Below are 17,740 nucleotides of genomic sequence, written 5' to 3'. Positions count from 1 at the left end.
CGGGTTCACTTCTCTGCTTTTCCCAGAACGCATCCCCGCTTTCAAAAGCACTACTCTAATATGCAGCCCCCAGCTTGAGACTGGCGAATTCCGGCGAGTCCAGCAGATCTTGATGATGGGCGCGGGCAACGTCTGGATGTGAACGCAGGCGGCTCTTCAAATTGTTCTGCCCCACTTCGCGGAAAAGCGTATTGAGCGGATCAACACTTACGCCGCGCTCTTTTGTCTTCAAGTCTTCCGGCAAATCAATAACAGGGATTGTGGCATCATAACGTGCACCAAGGAAGAACGCGACGGAAAAGCGTTCAGTGCCTGCAGGCGGCGCAACAACGCCATGCACATCAGCGCGTACAAACCCATTGGTTGCCAATTCGAGGAGTTCACCCGTATTGATGACAAACGTGCCCGGCACAGGTGGCGCATCAATCCAGACGCCGTCTTCACGCTGCACGCGCAGACCCGGAACAACATCCTGAAGCAGAACGGTCACGAAGCCACCGTCCTTGTGTGCGCCAACGCCCTGTTCGCTTTCAGCCACATCGCGCCCCGGATAGCGAATGATCTTCAAAAGCTGCGAGGGATGCGGTTCATAGATTTGCGCGAAGAAATCTTCGCTCTGCCCGAGAGCCTGCGCAATGGCTTTGAGCACATCAATGCCAACACGCGTCACTTCCGCCTGATACGCAAGCAAGAGTGGCTTCAGCTCAGGCAACGCCTCTGGCCACTGATTTGGCCCGATCAAACGCTTCCATGCCGGGCTGTCAGGACCAATGTCGACAGGCTCCAACTCGGTATTGATGTCGAGCTGTTCGCGCCAGTCCTGTTCTCCGCGTGTGCGTTCCAGGCCCGCACGATTATAGCCACGGAAATTCGATGTTTTGATCATCTCAATTTTAAGCTTTTCTTCGCTTGGCAGCGCAAAGAAACGCTTGGCTGTCGCAATAACATCCGCGATCAGCTGAGGGTCAACGCCATGCCCGGTAAGATAGAAAAAGCCATGATCATGGAGCGTGCGGCGAAGTTCATTGATAAAATTGGCGCGTTCTTCCGGCGTTCCATTATAGCGGGATATATCAAGCAGCGGCAGATTGAACGGATGCGAATGAGCAGTCATAGAAAATCTCCTTGGAATACCAGCTTGAGCAATCGCCTGCTGAGTCCCGATTATTCCCGCAAAATCTACGGCTTACACTGGCCGTTAACAACGCAACAACGTGCCGATCTGCTGCAAAGGCGGGAATTATTTTCTCTAAAAAGCCATATATAGAATATCTTTCTCCACCGATCGAAACACGTTGCTATCAGTTTGAATCAGATGACCGGACTGCGATCATTTTATTTGAAGCACAATCTTATCAATCCTCACATAACAGTGTGGCGTGTGCGCCAGAGCTCTTCTGCTTTCTTGTGGAACTGGCCATAGCTTTCATTGTCGGCCCCAAGCACGGTCATGAGGGCCATTGCGGCTGAGGCAATAACCGTCAGTTCCGCGCGCTCATCAACCGCAGCCCCGGACCAGACGGCAAGCCAATATTCAAACGTCGTCAGACTTGCATGCTTGTCTGTCGTCGCTTTTGAGAGCGTTGGCAATGTCATGTCAGACTTTTGCCCATCAACCCATCTGTAAATCGTATGGGCGTGGAAGGGTACCAGTTCCGCCACGTCACGGCTCGTCGAAACCGCCGAGACCGATTGCCAATCCAAAAGCGCCGCCGCATCACGGTGCAATTCGCGATAGGCTGGCTGCGTGACACCAAGAAATGACGCCGAAAGCTGCATTGGATTGAGCAGATGCGCGAGGCTGTTGATGGACGATCTGGAGTGAAACAGCGGATAAAGTGCGAGCAATGCATGCACTTGTGGGGCAAATCCCGCCAAAGGCATGAAGCAGATGCCATGTGCGTTCAGAGCTTCCTCGCCGAGCGACAATGAACCGGCAATCGGTATTTTGATGGCCTCTGCCGCCAGCTCCAGCTTGCCTGAGATTTCTCCCATGCCGCAATTGCCGTGCAGCACAACGGGATAACCTGCGCGTGCCACAAGGATTGCGGACAGCATAAACCATGGCGACTGGTGCGAGTTTGGCGAGAGATAGGCAGGCCAATCAAGAGCAGGTCTGCCGAGACCGGCTTTTGTTGAATAATATTTCTTCGCTGCCTGCGCCATGCCTGCAAGTTCCGGCGCAGTTTCACCGCGATAATGAATAAGACGCAGCAAGGCACTGATTTGCATGGGATCCGCCTGCCCTGTAAAGATTGTTGTGAACGCATCTTCGGCTTCATGCATTTCGAGAGGCCGGGTGTGACCAGCCTTGCGTCCGGTAATGCCTATATATTTTGCCAGCCGCAGAGCCGGATCATTCTCGTCCTGAATATTCGCAAATTGTGCTGCAAGTTGTTCAGGAGTCGGATGGTTTTCCAGCTCCACGACCTTACGAATACCGAGCGGCGGCGGTGCCACAATCGTGCTTGTGCGCTCCCAGCCATTTTTTCTCAGACAATGGGTTTCAACAGCATTACCGCTGTCAAAATTCATCAGTGCTTCCGTTTCATTGGCCAGACGGCGCAAGCGCCCGCGCAACGCCTCTGCCTTGGGTGTCGCTATCATATTGCGACCGGACCGAACAAAAATGGGGTCGTCGAATTTTTCTCGAATCTGACCTAGCAACCGGCTCATGGCGGCTGTACTTAACCCCATTTGTTTGGCTGCACCACCAACGCTGCCTTCGACAAGAAGTGCATCAAGCGCTATCAACAGCCGCAATTGGCCAAGCCTCAGGCTTTCACTTTCTACGTCCGCCTGCGTTTTCATACGCTTGCCAGTCATTGCTGCTTCATCCGTTCAGTTGCGTTTTCTGAAACTTGGAACTGTTATAAATCATGACGATTGACGTCACCTTCTTGCCATACATAAGGAGAGCTGAAAACTCAACTTTAATGGTGGTGAAAAATGACCAGCTTGTTTCGGGGATTGCGCACCTTTGGTTCGCAGAACAGGCAATTGGCCAGCAGGTCGCTTTTTGCAAAAGCGATCCTCGCCGGCACCTGCCTTTCAACAGCGTTTATTCTGAGCGGAGCGGCGTTCGCACAGACGGCAATGACGGCAGAAGAAGAAGTCGCAAAAAAGAAACAAGCTTCCGAACAAGTGAGTGCTGAGGGTGGGATTACACTCAACCAGATCGTTATATCGGCAACTGGCTTTGAGCAAAATATCACCGATGCTCCAGCAAGTATTTCTGTCGTGCCCGGCGAAGCACTCGAAAAAGGCGCTTATCGTGATCTTGGCGATGCATTGCGGGATGTTCAAGGCGTTGCCGTAACAGGCGCCGCTGCGGAACGTGACATCTTTATCCGCGGTCTTCCGGGCACTTATACGCTCATTCTCGTAGACGGAAAGCGCCAGAGCACGCGTGATGCCCGCACCAACGGCAATTCCGGTTTTGAGCAAAGCTTCCTGCCGCCAGCCAATGCGATTGACCGCATCGAAATTATTCGTGGTCCGATGTCATCGCTTTACGGCTCCGATGCTATGGGTGGCGTTATCAACGTTATCACCAAGAAAGTCGCGGACAAATGGAGTGGTTCGCTAAGCGTCGATACGACCATGCAGCAGCATTCCAAATATGGAAACTCCTATCAGGGGTCTTATTACATGACCGGCCCGCTTGTGCCCAACCTTGTTGGTGTTCAGCTTTGGGGACGCGGTATGAAGCGTCAGGAGGACCAGATTATCAATGGTACGCCTGAGCAAAAGGACATTGATATCACCGGTCGCGTGACAATCACGCCAAATGCCGACCATGACATTGTTTTAGAGGTCGGCAAGACACGTCTGCGTCGCGATTCAAGCGTCGGAAACAATATCGACCCGGTGCCGACGAGAGGGACGGCCCCCGTCGATACCTATAATCTGAATGATCGTAATCATTGGTCGATCAGCCACACCGGACGATGGGGGCCTACAACCTCCGACTTCTCCTTCCTTCAGGAAACATCTGAAAGAACAAATTTTAGCTGGAACAACACTCGCAGTGAGTTCGTAGAGAACCTTCGGTCGCCACACATCCGCAACTCTGTCCTGGACGGAAAATTCACAACCCCGTTCGAACTTTATGGCAACCATACGCTGGTGACAGGCGGTCAGTTTATCGAAGGCACGCTGACGGACCAGAATCCCGGTCGGCGGACCGGGCTTGATGAGCAGTTCACCATCAAGCAGTGGGCACTTTTTGCAGAAGATGAGTGGTGGATCACACCTGAATTTGCCTTAACCGGCGGCCTGCGCATGGACCATCATGAAATCTATGGTTCCCATTGGAGCCCACGTGGCTATGCAGTGTGGCATGCCACCGAGCAGCTCACTATCAAAGGCGGTATTTCAACAGGCTTCCGCGCACCGGAAATTCGCACGATTGCACCCGGTTACGCTTACACGACTGGCGGCGGAAATTGTACGTATGGTCCAAACGGCACATGCGGCGTCATCATCGGCGATCCGAATTTGCAGCCGGAAAAGAGCACGAGCTATGAAGCAAGTGTACTTTGGGACGACCAGCAGGGGCTGCGTCTGGGCGCAACCTACTTCTATACCGATTTTAAAGATAAGATCGCCAGCAATATCCAATATGACCCGAACACCGGCCTGCCGCTGCGTTGGGATCAGGATCCGAACTACGTGCTTTATTACAGCTACAACATTGATGATGCTGTGATTCAGGGCGTGGAACTCACAGCGGACTGGGAAGCAACTGACACGATCAAACTTCGTGCAAACTATACCTATACCCATTCCGAACAAAAAACCGGTGAATATGCAGGACTGCCGCTGGCTCGTACTCCAAAGCATATGGCCAGCATTCGCGCCGACTGGGAAACGCCCGTCGAAGGCTTAACGGCATGGACGGCAGGTAATTATCATGGTGACGAAATCAATGCCGGTTTGCGCATCGGCACGGTCGGTGAGCCTTATGCCTATAACCAACGAGGCGACGTGATTGCTCGCAAGTACAAGGGCTACGCAACCCTTGATCTCGGCGGGTCCTATGAATTCAGTGAGAACGTGACGCTGAACGCAGCCGTCTACAACATCTTCGACAAGAAGGTCACGGTTGATGAAACAAACAATGTCGTTGAAGGCCGTCGTCTTTGGCTCGGCATGACATCACGCTTCTGATGCTCAGTTTGACGCCAGCTTCTTTGGGCTGGCGTCATTTTTATGGAATGGGTGCTCGTATGAGCGGAATGAAAAAAACAATTCTGAAAGTTTGCTTCATGCTTGGGAGCATCCTCGTGAGCGCTATCGCGCAGGCAGACACACCGCAAGTCAGCGCCTTTGACATGCAAGCCAACGGTATCGACTATCGAATTTTTGTTGCCGCACCCGCTAAAAAAGCGCCTGCAGAAGGTTTTCCTGTCATCTATATGACGGATGGCAATCGAATGCTGCCAATCGCAGCAAAACTGATGGGAGAAAATCCGAAGCTCGAAGCCGTATTTGTCGGCATTGGCTATCCGACTGACGACAAGGACGAAATCGTCCGCTTGCGCTATTTTGATCTCACGCCTCCGACGCCTGATGATCTCATCCCCGTCCAGACCAATATTCCAAAAACAGGCGGTCGCGACGCATTCTTCGATTTCATCAATCATCAGGTAAAGGCTGAAATTGAAAGCCGGTTTCCTATCGATCCAACCAGACAAGCGCTGTTTGGGCATTCGCTTGGTGGGCTTTTCACACTTTACGCGCTGTTTAATCATGCAGATTCATTTCAGTCTTATGCTGCCGCAGACCCTTCGATATGGTGGAACGGTCGCTCTATTCTTGCCGATAAAGATCGGTTCGTGGAGGCTTTCAAAGCCAATCCAAAACCGATGCGGTTGCTGGTTGAATCGTCCGGCAAGCGCGGCGAACGTCCGGGCCGGACAAAAGAAGAAATCAAGCACCTGAAGAAGTTGCGCAGTGGGCCATCTGGCGCAGATATTCAAACCGAGTTGAAACAACTGCCCGATTTTGAAGCCGCTTATCGTCGTTTCGATAATGAAAGCCACGGCTCAATGATTCCCCTAACCGTTGAAGACAGTTTGAAATTCATTCTGCTCAATGAGAGTCCAAGCGCACAAAACAACTGAATTATAACCTTCCGGCTTTGACTGACATAAAACCGGACTATAAAGCACAGGATTGACGAAAGGATTGAACGCTATGCTGAAATTCAGCCGACACTTTTCCCGTCTATGCGGCGCAGCACTTGTTGCAACAGCACTTGCCTCCAGCGCAAACGCCGCCGATATCGCCTTAAAACATGCGCAGGGCGAAACCACGGTTGCGACCAATCCTGAAAGAGTTGTGGTTTTTGATTTTGCGACACTCGACAATCTTGACCGCCTCGGCGTCAAAATAATCGGTGTTCCGACCGGCATTGCTTACCCGGAATACCTCAAAAAATATGAAAGCGCTGATTACACCAAAGTCGGCACATTGTTCGAACCCGATTACGAAGCGGTCAATGCCGCAGAGCCTGACCTAATCATTGTCGGTGGTCGCTCGGCTGCGAAATATGGCGAACTTGCAAAGATCGCACCAACAATCGACCTCACCGTCCCGGCCAAGGAATTTATTTCCGGTACCGAAGCCAATATCGAAAAGCTCGGCAAGGTTTTCGCTAAGGAAACGGAAGCCAAAGCGGAAGTTGATAAGCTCAACAGCGAACTTGCTGCGCTGAAAGAAAAGACCAAGGGCAAAGGCAACGGCCTGATGATCCTGACCTCCGGCGGCAAAATCAGTGCCTATGGTCCCGGCTCACGGTTTGGCATGCTGCATGACAGTTTCGGCATCGAAGCAGCAGCCCCCGATCTTTCTGTGGGCAATCACGGCCAGCCAGTCAGCTCGGAATTTATTCTCGAAACCAATCCGGATTGGCTTTTCGTGCTTGACCGCGATGCGGCCATTGGTCGTGAAGGCACCTCCGCCAAGCAATTGCTCGACAACGAACTCGTGCGTCAGACCAATGCCTGGAAGAACGATCAGGTCGTCTATCTCAATGCACAAAACTGGTATCTCGTTGGCGGTGGCCTCGGTGCGCTTCACAGCACGATCCAGCAACTGTCTGAAGCCTTTGACAAAGCAAAATAAGCAATAACGTCTTACCCAGTCAGTCGGGAAAGCCCGGCTGACAAGGCAAAAATACAGGAATTCCTTGTGAAGGCACTTGCCGCAGCCATAATTGTTGTCGTCATACTGGCCTTCGTCAGCCTGTTCATCGGCGTCAGTGATGTATCACTCAGCACACTTTTGGGTGCCAACAGCACTGATCGCGCGGCAGAAGTGCTGCTGATCAGCCGCATACCGCGCACGCTTGCGATCATTCTCGCAGGCATGTCGATGGCTGTTGCGGGCATGATTATGCAGATGCTGACCCGCAATCGTTTCGTGGAACCTTCAACAGCCGGTACGGTTGAATCGGCAAGTCTCGGCATCCTGCTGGTCATTCTTTTCGCCCCCGACACACCGGTTTTCGGTAAAATGCTTGTGGCTTCTGCCACGGCCCTTGCAGGCACAGCGCTTTTTCTGCGTATCCTGCGCAGTATTCCCCTGCGCTCGGTTCTCGTTGTACCGCTTGTCGGCATCATGCTCGGCGGTGTTATCAGTGCGGTGACGACTTTCATCGCCTATCGTTTTGATCTTCTGCAATCGCTTAATTCGTGGACAACGGGCGACTTCTCCGGTGTTCTGCGCGGACGCTACGAATTGCTATGGCTCTCTTTTTTCCTAACCGTCATTGCTTATATCGCCGCTGATCGTTTCACGGTTGCTGGCATGGGTGAGGATTTCACGACCAATCTTGGCCTCAACTATCGCCGTGTCGTAACGCTCGGGCTCGTCATTGTTTCGATGGTCAGTGCCAGTGTGGTCGTGACGGTTGGCATGATTCCGTTTCTGGGTCTGATCGTACCGAATGTGGTGAGCATGTTCATTGGCGATAACATGCGCCGTGCTGTGCCATGGGTGGCCGTGCTTGGCGCAGGACTTGTCCTCGCCTGCGATATCGTCGGGCGCCTGATCCGCTTTCCTTATGAAATTCCCATAGGCACGATGATGGGCGTCGTTGGCAGTGCAATCTTCCTCTATCTGCTTTTGCGCCGAGGATCACGCCTTGCTTAAACGTTCCGGCTTTATCACCCTGCTTCTCGCATTGCTTGCCCTTGTATCCTGTGTTGCCTTCATGACACTTGGTGCAAAAGGCAGCTGGTCTTTCATCCTCACCTTCCGCGGCACAAAGCTTGCGGCCATGGTGCTGGTTGCCTATTCAATTGCTGTCTCAACCGTGCTGTTTCAAACCGTCACCAACAACCGCATTCTCACACCCTCCATCATGGGATTTGATGCGCTATATATTTTGATCCAGACAATTGCAGTTTTCGCCTTTGGTGCCATTCATGTAAACGGTCTTGGTCCCAATGTGCGCTTCTTCGCCGAAACAGCAATCATGGTGGTTTTTGCAAGCACACTTTATTCGTGGCTGTTTTCCAAGGCTTCACGCAGCCTGCACCTCGTCATGCTGGTCGGAATTGTGTTTGGAGTCTTCTTCCGCAGCCTGTCAAACCTTATGCAGCGCATGATTGACCCCAACGAATTTGCAGTGCTGCAGGACCGTTTCTTTGCAAGTTTCAACAGCGTCAATGCGGATATTCTTCTGCTCGCGGCGATCATCGTGGCCGTCGTCACGCTTTACGGTCTGCGCTTTCTCAATGTGTTCGATATTCTGGCGCTTGGCCGTGATCCGGCAATCAATCTGGGTGTTGATTACAGCCGCGTGGTGCATCGTATTCTGCTGATTGTCACAGTCCTCGTATCGGTATCAACGGCGCTTGTTGGCCCGATAACTTTCTTTGGCCTGCTGGTCGCAAATCTCGCTTATATGATTGCGGGATCATCCAAGCACCGTATCGTAATGCCGATTGCAATATTGTTCGCAATCCTTTGCATCGTCGGCGGTCAAACCATTCTTGAACGCGTGTTCTCGTTCAACACCGCACTGAGCGTCATCATCGAATTTCTGGGTGGACTCGTCTTTATTATCCTTCTCGTCAGGGGGAACGCACGTTGATTGAAATAAATCAGGTCAGCAAATCCTACAGCGATGCCATCGTCGTCGATAATGTAACACTGCAAATACCCGCACGCGGTATTACCTCCATCATCGGACCGAATGGCGCGGGAAAGTCGACTTTGCTCTCCATGGTCAGCCGCTTGCTGCCCATGGATAAAGGCCGAGTTGCGATTGATGGGCTCGATGTTTCCACGACACCCGGCGAAGTTCTTGCGAAACGGCTTTCCATTCTGCGACAGGAAAATGCGATCAATTCACGCCTTACCGTGCGGGATCTCGTGACTTTCGGGCGTTATCCGCATTCAAAAGGACGCCCAACCCGTGAAGATCTCGATCATGTTGAGCAGGCAATCAGCTATCTGGGGCTTGATGAATTTGGAGAGCGTTTTCTGGATGAGCTTTCCGGTGGCCAGCGCCAGCGCGCATTCGTGGCAATGGTTCTTTGCCAGAATACAGATTACGTTCTCTTGGACGAACCACTTAACAATCTCGACATGAAACATTCAGCGTCAATGATGAAATTATTACGGTGTGCAGCGGACGAGCTGGGCAAGACAGTGGTGCTTGTGCTGCATGACATCAATTTCGCATCCTGTTATTCGGACCATATCGTTGCCATGCGCAAGGGCAAGGTCGTGCATCAAGGATCGCCGGAAGAACTCATTCAGCAGGATATTCTGCGCGATATTTATGAGATGGAGATTGCCGTCGAGATGATCGGCGGCAACCGTATTGGCATCTACTATCTTTGATTATGCAACGAGCTTGCTCGGGAAAAGCAGCTGCAAAGCATCATAGGCTGAGAGAACGGTTTCCATCTGTGCTGTATGGCCTTTAACAAAAGCATCGCCATAGATGGTTTCGTCCGGATATTCAGTGATCAGCGTCAGCGGAACCGTGTGACGATCATCGACGCCAACCAGACATGGAAAACCGTTGATGATGCGGAAGCCCGTTTCGCCAGCATGTTGCTCGAAAAGCTTAATCTGCGCATCATTGTAGTCAAGAAGACCATCAATGGCACCAAGATGCCTGGTCACATGATCCATCAGCTGTTCAGCTTCTCTTTCCCATGATGCATGATGACGAATAATCAGGAAAAAGCCCTTTGGCAGCGTCCACATGGCAAAGGAACGTGGAACATAGCCTGACAATGGGCGTGTCCATTCATGCGATGGATAGCCATGCAGATTGACGTGAAGCTTGGCACCTGTAAGTGCCTCTGCCTCTACGCGGATCGCTTTCTCATAAAGCCCATCGCCAGTGCGATATTCGAGATCATCACCCAAAGCCGTGTAGCGCGATGCATGATGCATATGGTGCGGCTGCAAAACGCACAGACGCTTATGAATTTCATATCCGTCCGGGTTTTCCTGCGGCGAGATGGTAAAATGTCCGCCATCACGTGCAGCAAGACGATTTGCTGCCCGCAAGGCACCGACAACGCCTGTCGTCTCATTGGCATGCTGACCAGCACTGATCATCATCGGTGTTTCGTGGCCCGATACATAGGTGGCGCGCACTGTGCGCCCTGCACGTGTCTTCGCTTCAAAAGGCGATCCGCCAAGTTTCGCGATTTCACGGCGTATCTGATCAGCGGAAAGGGGAGCCTGCGCATTTTCCAAAACCTGCTCGGCAGTCAGCGCATCAGCTGTTGCAAGCGGACGTGTTTCCACTTTCACCACCGGACCAGCATCGCGAAAACGCACCTCCGGCACGATTTGCCCCGGCTGCAAGCCACGATCACCGACCGGGCGGCCAGACTTTTTCTGAAAAACTTCGAGCAACGAGAAATAAATATCCTCGTGCAGAGCTTCCGTCAGGCTCAAAGCCTCTTCATCATAGGGCAGACGGCGATCAGTAATCGGCAGACTGACCGAAATGTTCAGCTCTTCGAAGTAAGGTTCACCCCTGCCCCAATCATGGGTCGCAATGGTCGAAATCGTATCGTGAAACAGCTTTTCATAGGCTGTCTCGAAGCGTGCACTTTCAATACGACCGTCATGCTCGACGATCAGCCAGCCAGTTGGTGAAACAAGCGTTTCGCCGATAAAATCTTCATGCACACGATTGGGAGCGAAAACGCGATGAGTTTCGCTGCGGCCACCGGTAAATGTCAGATCGACTTCATAGAAGAAATCATCCTTACCGGATGCGCTGAAACTGATCTTTACATCTGGAAGGAGTGCTGACAGCGGATATGTTTCCAGCAAAAAGCGGTTCTCGACACAATTGTCATGGCGCGGATAGCGAATTGTTGCAGCCTTAAGGGTTGCCCCATCCACCTCTTCCAGAAAGAAATGCAGAAGCGGCTTATAAGACGAACGCAGGCGCGCCTCAATGCCTGCCTCACGCAATTTCGTTTCCGCAGCAAAGCGGCTTGGCTGATCATCGAACAGCCATCCCTCTAACTTAGCTCCGCGCATTTCCGGCTTTGAAAAGCGTTCGATCAACACATCAATTGAACGCTGGTAGGTCTTTTCAAAAATTACGCTCATCGTGAAGTCCTGCCGGTTGGATCAAGACTATCGCGCAGCCAGTCACCCAGAAGGTTGAGGCCAAGCACCGTGAAAAGGATTGCGAGGCCGGGGAAAAGGCTTACCCACCATGCCGTCTGAAGATAGGTACGGCCATCGGCCAGCATGCCACCCCAGCTAGGAATGGTTGAATCAATACCAAAACCGAGGAACGTCAGGCTTGATTCAAGCAGAATGTTATTGGCGACATTGAGCGTCATCAAAACGATAACAGGCCCCATAAGGTTTGGCAGCAGATGCTGGAAGATGATGCGCCAGTCTTTAACGCCGATGGAACGCGCTGAGAGGATAAATTCGCGCTCACGCAGCGACAAAACTGAGCCGCGCACCAGTCGCGCATATTGCACACATTGTGAAACGATCAGCAGGATGATTGTGTTGACCAACCCGCCACCGAGAATAGCCATGAAGGTGATTGCGAGCAGGATGAATGGCATTGCCAGCTGCACATCAACAAACCGCATCAGTGCCATGTCCCAGAAGCCGCGATAATAGCCTGCAACCAGCCCCATGATCGTACCGATGATCACCGAACCAATCACAGAGACAAAGCCAACGAACAACGAAATTTTGCCGCCGATAATGACGCGTGCCAGCACGTCACGTCCGAGCGGATCGGTTCCGAAAATATGCGCAGGATTCACAAATGGCGGCGTCAGACGTGCCAGAAGATCCACCTTGTTCGCGCCAGCCGGGAACAGATAACCGGAGAAGATAACGGCAAAACAGATGCCGCCTGTCAGCAGAAAGCCGACAATGAATTCCATGGTTGCGAAGCGTGAAAGCCGAAGGTTTGAGGTCTTTTTAACCGCTTGTGTAGCCATTGCTCTACTCCGTCCGAATACGCGGATCGACAAGGCCATATGCAATGTCTACCAGAAGATTGACGCCGATAATCATCATCGAAAGAATGGCAATCGTTGCCTGAAGAACCGGATAATCGCGGCCACCAACTGCATCAAAGGCAAGCGTGCCCATGCCCGGCCAATTGAACACTTTTTCAATGACCACGATGCCGCCCAAAAGACCACCAAACTGAAGACCAATGAATGTAATCAGCGGAATGGCGCAATTACGAAGAGCGTGCTTGTAAAGCACTTTGTTTTCACTCAGCCCCTTTGCGCGCGCCACCATAATATATTGCGATTGCAACGTTTCGAGCATCGAAGTGCGCACCAGACGGACATTGGTTGCCGTCAAAATAATGCCCATGGTCATTGCTGGCATAATGAAACTTGAGATACCGCTCATACCACTTGGTGGCAGCCATTGCAGCGAAATACCAAAAAGCAGAACCAGCATTGTCGCCAGCCAGAAATTCGGGAATGACAGGCCAACCAGTGAGCAAACACGGATAAGCTGGTCTGCCCATTTACCGCGCGAAACAGCTGCCTTGATGCCGAGTGGAATGGAGATCACAAGCGAGACAAACAGCGACGCGAACGCAAGCATCAGCGTTGCGGGCAAGGCTTTTCCGACTAGTACAGAAACCGGCGTACCGCCGAGGAAACTACGACCGAAGTCGAATGTGAGCAGCCCTTTGAGGAATTGCCAGTACTGAACGAGGAACGGTTGGTTCAAACCGAGCCCTTCTCGGATGCGCTCAAGATCAGCCTCTGTGACACTGCCCGCACCTTGCGTCAGCATCAGTGCAGGGTCACCCGTCAAGCGGATTGCATAGGCGACGAGCATCGTCATTGCGATCAGCACGAACAACGCCTGCAAAATTCGTTTTATCAGAAATCCGGCCACCAGAGCGCCTCCGAAATAAAGCGGCAAGCCGTTAACCGGCTTGCCGTATACATTTTGACTATTCTACAGTTACGTCTGTGAGGCGCAGACGGTTATCCGGTGCCGGCACAAAGTTCTTGACCCGCTTGTTCACGCCGTAAATCGCCTTGGAGCTATAAAGCGGCATTTCATATGCCTTATCAGCCGCATATTTGGCGATTTCCTGCAACATCTTTTCACGCTCACCGCGGTCGAGAACAGAGCGTTGCGCTTCGAGCATCTTGTCGAGCTGCTCGTCCTTTTCGTACGGGTTCCACTTCTCACCCGAATGATACATCGCGTAAGCCGTGTTATCGTAATCAAACGTCCAGCCGCCCCATTTCTGCTGGAACATAGCGCCGGTCTTGCCCTGTGGAATGACGTCATTCAGCAGCACATTCACGTCATATGGCTTGATGGTTGCATTGATACCAACCATTTGCAGGAAGCTTGCAACAGCCTGTGTCACTTCATTGAAGGTCGCATCATTACCACGAACGTCAATTTGCACCGTTGCGCCGGGCTGAACACCTGCTTCTTCGAGGAGCTTCTTGGCCTGATCAGGATCGTATGGCAGTGGCTTGAGTTCAGGATCGTAACCAAAAGACAATGCGCCCTGGAAGCTGGCAATTGGCTCTGCCTGACCGGCAAGGATCGACTGGATGATTGCATCGCGATCAACAGCCATAATCAAGGCTTTACGAACGCGCTCATCCTTTGTGATACCATCGCGCGTGTTAAAGCGCAGAGCATCGACAGTTGGACCAGCGGTTGTAACCAGTTCCAGATTTTCATCGCCTTCAATCGTCGGGATCATGCCGATTGGGATCGTTGGCGGAATAACGAGATCAACGCGACCGGCCTGAAGTTCCGCAACGGCAGTCGAAGGCTCTGTAATAAAGCGGTATTCAAGTTCTGAAATCTTTGGTGCGCCGCCCCAATGATCAGCAAAAGCCTCAAGTTTAATGTTTACCTTAGGCTCATAGGAAACAAACTTGAACGGACCAGTACCAACTGGATGCGTGTTGAAATAGTCCTCACCCTTTTCGGCGATATATTTCGGAGGCACGATCATTGCGCCATAGCCGGCAAGCTTGGTGATCAGCACCGGGTCAGGCGCTTTGAGGTGAAAATCAACGGTTTTGTCGTCAATCACTTCTACCTTTTCAATCGCCATATAATTGGAACGCTGCGGACCTTTTGCGCCTTCGTCACCAAGCAGACGATCAAAGGTGAACTTCACCGCTTCTGCGTTGAAGGGCTCGCCATCGTGAAACGTCACACCTTCACGCAGGTTGAAGCGGATGCGCTTGCCATCGTTCAGTTCTTCCCAAGAGGTCGCAAGGCCCGGTACGATTTTGAGATCAGGGCCGCGATAAACAAGGCCGTCAAAAATATTGGTTGCAACCGAAGCCCAGTTGACGAGAAACGTATCGATCGGATCCCAGCTACCCGGATCTTGCGGCGACGAAACAGTGAGCTTGCCTGCGGCGAAAGCCGGAGCCGATGCGATCACGGCGGCCGACAGAGCGGAAGCCAGAAGAGCGGCTTTCAGTGCTTTCTTTATCATTATTTTCCCCTTTGGGTTTGTTGGAGCATTTCCAGCAAAAGCGTGAAGCGGTTTTGCGTTGGATAATGCGATGGAAAAAGTTGCAGGAGTTCAGGCGCTTTCGGCAACGAAATGGCCTGGTGAAATCTCGCGGTGATTATAGATCGTCGGCTTTTCGTCGATCCGGCGCGTTGTGCTCGGAATTTCACCTTCAAGGGCTGCGCGCTCCGTACGCGCCGATGGATCGGCAACGGGAACGGCAGACAACAAACGCTGCGTATAAGGATGCGACGGCGTTTCAAAAACCTGCCGGCGCGAGCCAAGCTCCATGATTTGCCCAAGATAAAGCACAGCGACGCGATGGCTCATCTTTTCAACAACTGCCATGTCATGACTGATGAACAGATAGGCCAGTCCCTGCTCCTTTTGCAGATCCATAAACAGATTGATCACCTGCGCCTGAATGGAAACATCAAGCGCAGAAAGCGCTTCATCGGCAATGATCAGCTTCGGCTTTGAAGCAAGGGCTCGCGCAATACAGATACGCTGACGCTGACCGCCTGAAAACTCATGCGGATAACGCGAAGCATGTTCCGGGCCGAGGCCGACGCGTTCCAGCAACTCTGCCACCCGCGCATTGATCGCTTTGTTGTTATCAAGAAGGCCATGGGTGCGGATCGGTTCTGCGATGGAGAAGCCGACAGTCTTGCGCGGATCAAGCGAAGCGAACGGATCCTGAAAAATATATTGCACTTCGCGGCGCATCGCATAGCGCTCTTGCGCGCTCATCTGCGAATAGGCTTTGCCATTAAAACGAATATCGCCGGAGAGCGGTGATTGAAGCTGCTGGATCGTCCGGCCTATAGTCGATTTGCCCGAGCCGGATTCCCCAACAAGTGCCAGTGTTTCACCCGGATAAATGTCAAAAGCAACTTTTGAAACGGCATTGCAGACATGGGTGACTTTGCCGAACAGGTTTTTCTTGATCGGAAAGCGAACATAAAGATCATCAACAGCAAGAAGCGGCTTGTCGCTATAACGTGCGGTATCCTGAATGCGCTCTTCGCCTGACAGCACGGGCACACCATCGCGCATCATCATCACAGGCATACGCTTCGGAAACGTCTCGCCCGTCATACTGCCAAGTTTCGGAACAGCCGACAAAAGAGTCTGCGTGTAAGGGTGTTGAGGGGCTTCAAAGATACGGCCGACCGGGCCTTCTTCAACCTTCTTGCCCTTCCACATGACGACAACATCATCCGCCATTTCAGCCACCACACCCATATCATGCGTGATGAAAATGACAGCCATTTCGAGCTCTTTTTGCAAATCTTTAATAATATGAAGGATTTGGGCCTGAATGGTCACATCAAGTGCAGTGGTCGGTTCGTCAGCGATAAGCAACTTCGGGCGGCACGCAATGGCCATCGCGATCATCACGCGCTGACGCATACCGCCGGAAAGCTGATGTGGGTAACGCTTGAGAAGTCCTTCTGCATCCGGCAGGCGCACCATTTCCAGCAGACGCTTGCCTTCAGCCAGAGCAGCACTCTTTGACATACCTTCATGCAGCATCAGCACTTCTGAAATCTGGTTGCCGATGGTGAAGACCGGATTGAGCGAAGTCATCGGCTCCTGAAAGATCATCGCAATGTCTTTGCCGCGAATGCCGCGCATTGCTTTCTGATCGGCTTTCAGCAGATCGCGTTCACCTTCGGGACCATTAAACAAAATGCGCCCGTTGGGAAACTTTGCGCCGCTCATATCGGCAAGGCGCATGATCGAGAGTGAGGTGATCGACTTACCCGAGCCAGATTCTCCGACAACCGCCAGAGTACGCCCCGGCGACACCGAAAAACTCAGATCATCAACAACACGACTAGCTCCGAATTCAACACTCAGACCCTCAACCGACAGAAGAGGCTTGGACACAGTTCCGATCAAAATCGTTACTCTCTTATAGTGTTATCGCAGACCGCGTGGCCTGATTAAATGCACCTGACATGAAGCGCAGGAGAGCCGCCACTTCCGACAGCGTTTCTTCCGAAGGTCGGGCATTGGCTGTTGATTCAATCAACAAACGCTCTCGTATCTCCCGATAACGTTCGCAGGCCTCAGCCCCCTTCTCTGTAATTTTGACCGTCTTTTCCTTGGCTGCCTTGCCAGTGGTCAACAAGCCAGCTTTTTCGAGTTTACGGATCGCGTAAGTGGCAATGTGCGTGTCTTCGATATCAAGCACGAGACAAATATCAGCAAGCTTCTTCTCACGGCCACGATGACGGATCGAATGCAGAATCAGAACTTCAATCGGCGACAATCCGGGCATACCGGCAGCAGCCATGCAACGAACCATCCAACGCGAGAAAGCATGCGACGCAAGAATAAGCCCGTATTCAACTTCCGACATGCCGGGCGACCCGCCTTCGGCAAGGTGGGCAGAGGATACGATAGGACCCAGAGAAGCAACGGAACGCAGATGCTTTGGCAGAGAAACTTCATCGAAGCTCTGCTCATGCCCACTTGTCAGCGTTTCCGGCACAAACTCCATATCCCGATTGCTCCCCATTTCAATGCCCCCAGTTTGTTTGGATTTTATGTCACCATCTTATCGACATTTTGTCAATAAAGTGGAGCTATAAAATCTGTAATGATGGACTTGTCGACAATTTCAGATAAGGTGGCGCTGAATATCACTAAGAGAATACTGCGCTTTTCGCCCCAATACGCCTCTTGAAAGCCCGGTTCGCACGATATTTTAGAACCAGAAATCGCAAA

14 protein-coding genes are annotated in these 17,740 nt (G+C 52.1%); 6 read left to right on the top strand and 8 right to left on the bottom strand.

Annotated elements, in window-relative coordinates; all coding sequences use genetic code 11:
* Window positions 1-55: 55 nt before the first annotated feature.
* Together VBH83_RS02620 and VBH83_RS02615 are read right to left on the bottom strand one after the other, a co-directional pair.
* On the bottom strand, window positions 56-1,114 hold the full coding sequence (locus VBH83_RS02620) for an isopenicillin N synthase family dioxygenase (protein ID WP_396996181.1): 1,059 nt from the start codon (window positions 1,112-1,114) through the stop codon (window positions 56-58).
* A 248-nt stretch (window positions 1,115-1,362) separates the two neighbouring features.
* Window positions 1,363-2,826, bottom strand: a complete 1,464-nt coding sequence (locus tag VBH83_RS02615) for a glycosyl transferase family protein (protein WP_396996179.1) — start codon at window positions 2,824-2,826, stop codon at window positions 1,363-1,365.
* A gap of 123 nt (window positions 2,827-2,949) precedes the next feature.
* Between VBH83_RS02615 and VBH83_RS02610 the strand changes: the two genes are divergently transcribed.
* The 6 genes from VBH83_RS02610 to VBH83_RS02585 all read left to right on the top strand — a co-directional run bounded on the left by VBH83_RS02610 (window position 2,950) and on the right by VBH83_RS02585 (window position 9,861).
* On the top strand, window positions 2,950-5,172 hold the full coding sequence (locus tag VBH83_RS02610; protein ID WP_396996177.1) for a TonB-dependent receptor domain-containing protein: 2,223 nt from the start codon (window positions 2,950-2,952) through the stop codon (window positions 5,170-5,172).
* Between the two features lie 116 nt (window positions 5,173-5,288).
* Window positions 5,289-6,128, top strand: coding sequence for an alpha/beta hydrolase (locus tag VBH83_RS02605; RefSeq protein WP_265984061.1), 840 nt, complete (start codon window positions 5,289-5,291; stop codon window positions 6,126-6,128).
* A 73-nt stretch (window positions 6,129-6,201) separates the two neighbouring features.
* Window positions 6,202-7,131: a siderophore ABC transporter substrate-binding protein gene (locus tag VBH83_RS02600; RefSeq protein WP_265984059.1), complete on the top strand. Its 930-nt coding sequence runs from the start codon at window positions 6,202-6,204 to the stop codon at window positions 7,129-7,131.
* A 66-nt stretch (window positions 7,132-7,197) separates the two neighbouring features.
* Window positions 7,198-8,160 carry an ABC transporter permease gene (locus VBH83_RS02595; protein WP_265984057.1) on the top strand — a complete coding sequence of 321 codons (963 nt, stop codon included), beginning with the start codon at window positions 7,198-7,200 and terminating at the stop codon, window positions 8,158-8,160.
* Window positions 8,153-9,106, top strand: a complete 954-nt coding sequence (locus VBH83_RS02590) for an iron chelate uptake ABC transporter family permease subunit (protein ID WP_396996174.1) — start codon at window positions 8,153-8,155, stop codon at window positions 9,104-9,106. The genes VBH83_RS02595 and VBH83_RS02590 overlap by 8 nt, the downstream gene beginning before the upstream one ends.
* Window positions 9,103-9,861: an ABC transporter ATP-binding protein gene (locus VBH83_RS02585; RefSeq protein WP_396996172.1), complete on the top strand. Its 759-nt coding sequence runs from the start codon at window positions 9,103-9,105 to the stop codon at window positions 9,859-9,861. Before VBH83_RS02590 ends, VBH83_RS02585 begins: the two co-directional genes overlap by 4 nt.
* On the opposite strand, the gene VBH83_RS02580 is transcribed toward VBH83_RS02585, so the two are convergent.
* The 6 genes from VBH83_RS02580 to VBH83_RS02555 form a co-directional block, all read right to left on the bottom strand.
* Entirely contained in the window at window positions 9,862-11,607 is a 1,746-nt protein-coding gene (locus VBH83_RS02580) for a peptidase M14 (RefSeq protein ID WP_265984052.1), read from the bottom strand.
* Complete coding sequence (locus VBH83_RS02575) at window positions 11,604-12,470, bottom strand: ABC transporter permease (RefSeq protein ID WP_396996170.1); 867 nt, start codon at window positions 12,468-12,470, stop codon at window positions 11,604-11,606. Before VBH83_RS02575 ends, VBH83_RS02580 begins: the two co-directional genes overlap by 4 nt.
* A gap of 4 nt (window positions 12,471-12,474) precedes the next feature.
* A complete protein-coding gene (locus VBH83_RS02570) occupies window positions 12,475-13,398 on the bottom strand; it encodes an ABC transporter permease (protein ID WP_265984049.1) in 924 nt (307 codons plus the stop codon).
* A 58-nt stretch (window positions 13,399-13,456) separates the two neighbouring features.
* Window positions 13,457-14,986, bottom strand: a complete 1,530-nt coding sequence (locus VBH83_RS02565) for an ABC transporter substrate-binding protein (RefSeq protein ID WP_265984048.1) — start codon at window positions 14,984-14,986, stop codon at window positions 13,457-13,459.
* Between the two features lie 90 nt (window positions 14,987-15,076).
* On the bottom strand, window positions 15,077-16,897 hold the full coding sequence (locus VBH83_RS02560) for a dipeptide ABC transporter ATP-binding protein (RefSeq protein ID WP_396996168.1): 1,821 nt from the start codon (window positions 16,895-16,897) through the stop codon (window positions 15,077-15,079).
* Between the two features lie 25 nt (window positions 16,898-16,922).
* A complete protein-coding gene (locus tag VBH83_RS02555) occupies window positions 16,923-17,531 on the bottom strand; it encodes a winged helix DNA-binding protein (RefSeq protein WP_396996166.1) in 609 nt (202 codons plus the stop codon).
* Between the last annotated feature and the right edge of the window lie 209 nt (window positions 17,532-17,740).

The organism is Ochrobactrum sp. S1502_03, from assembly GCF_044435015.1.
GTDB lineage: Bacteria > Pseudomonadota > Alphaproteobacteria > Rhizobiales > Rhizobiaceae > Brucella > Brucella chromiisoli.
This window is presented reverse-complemented; position numbering and strand designations above follow the sequence as displayed.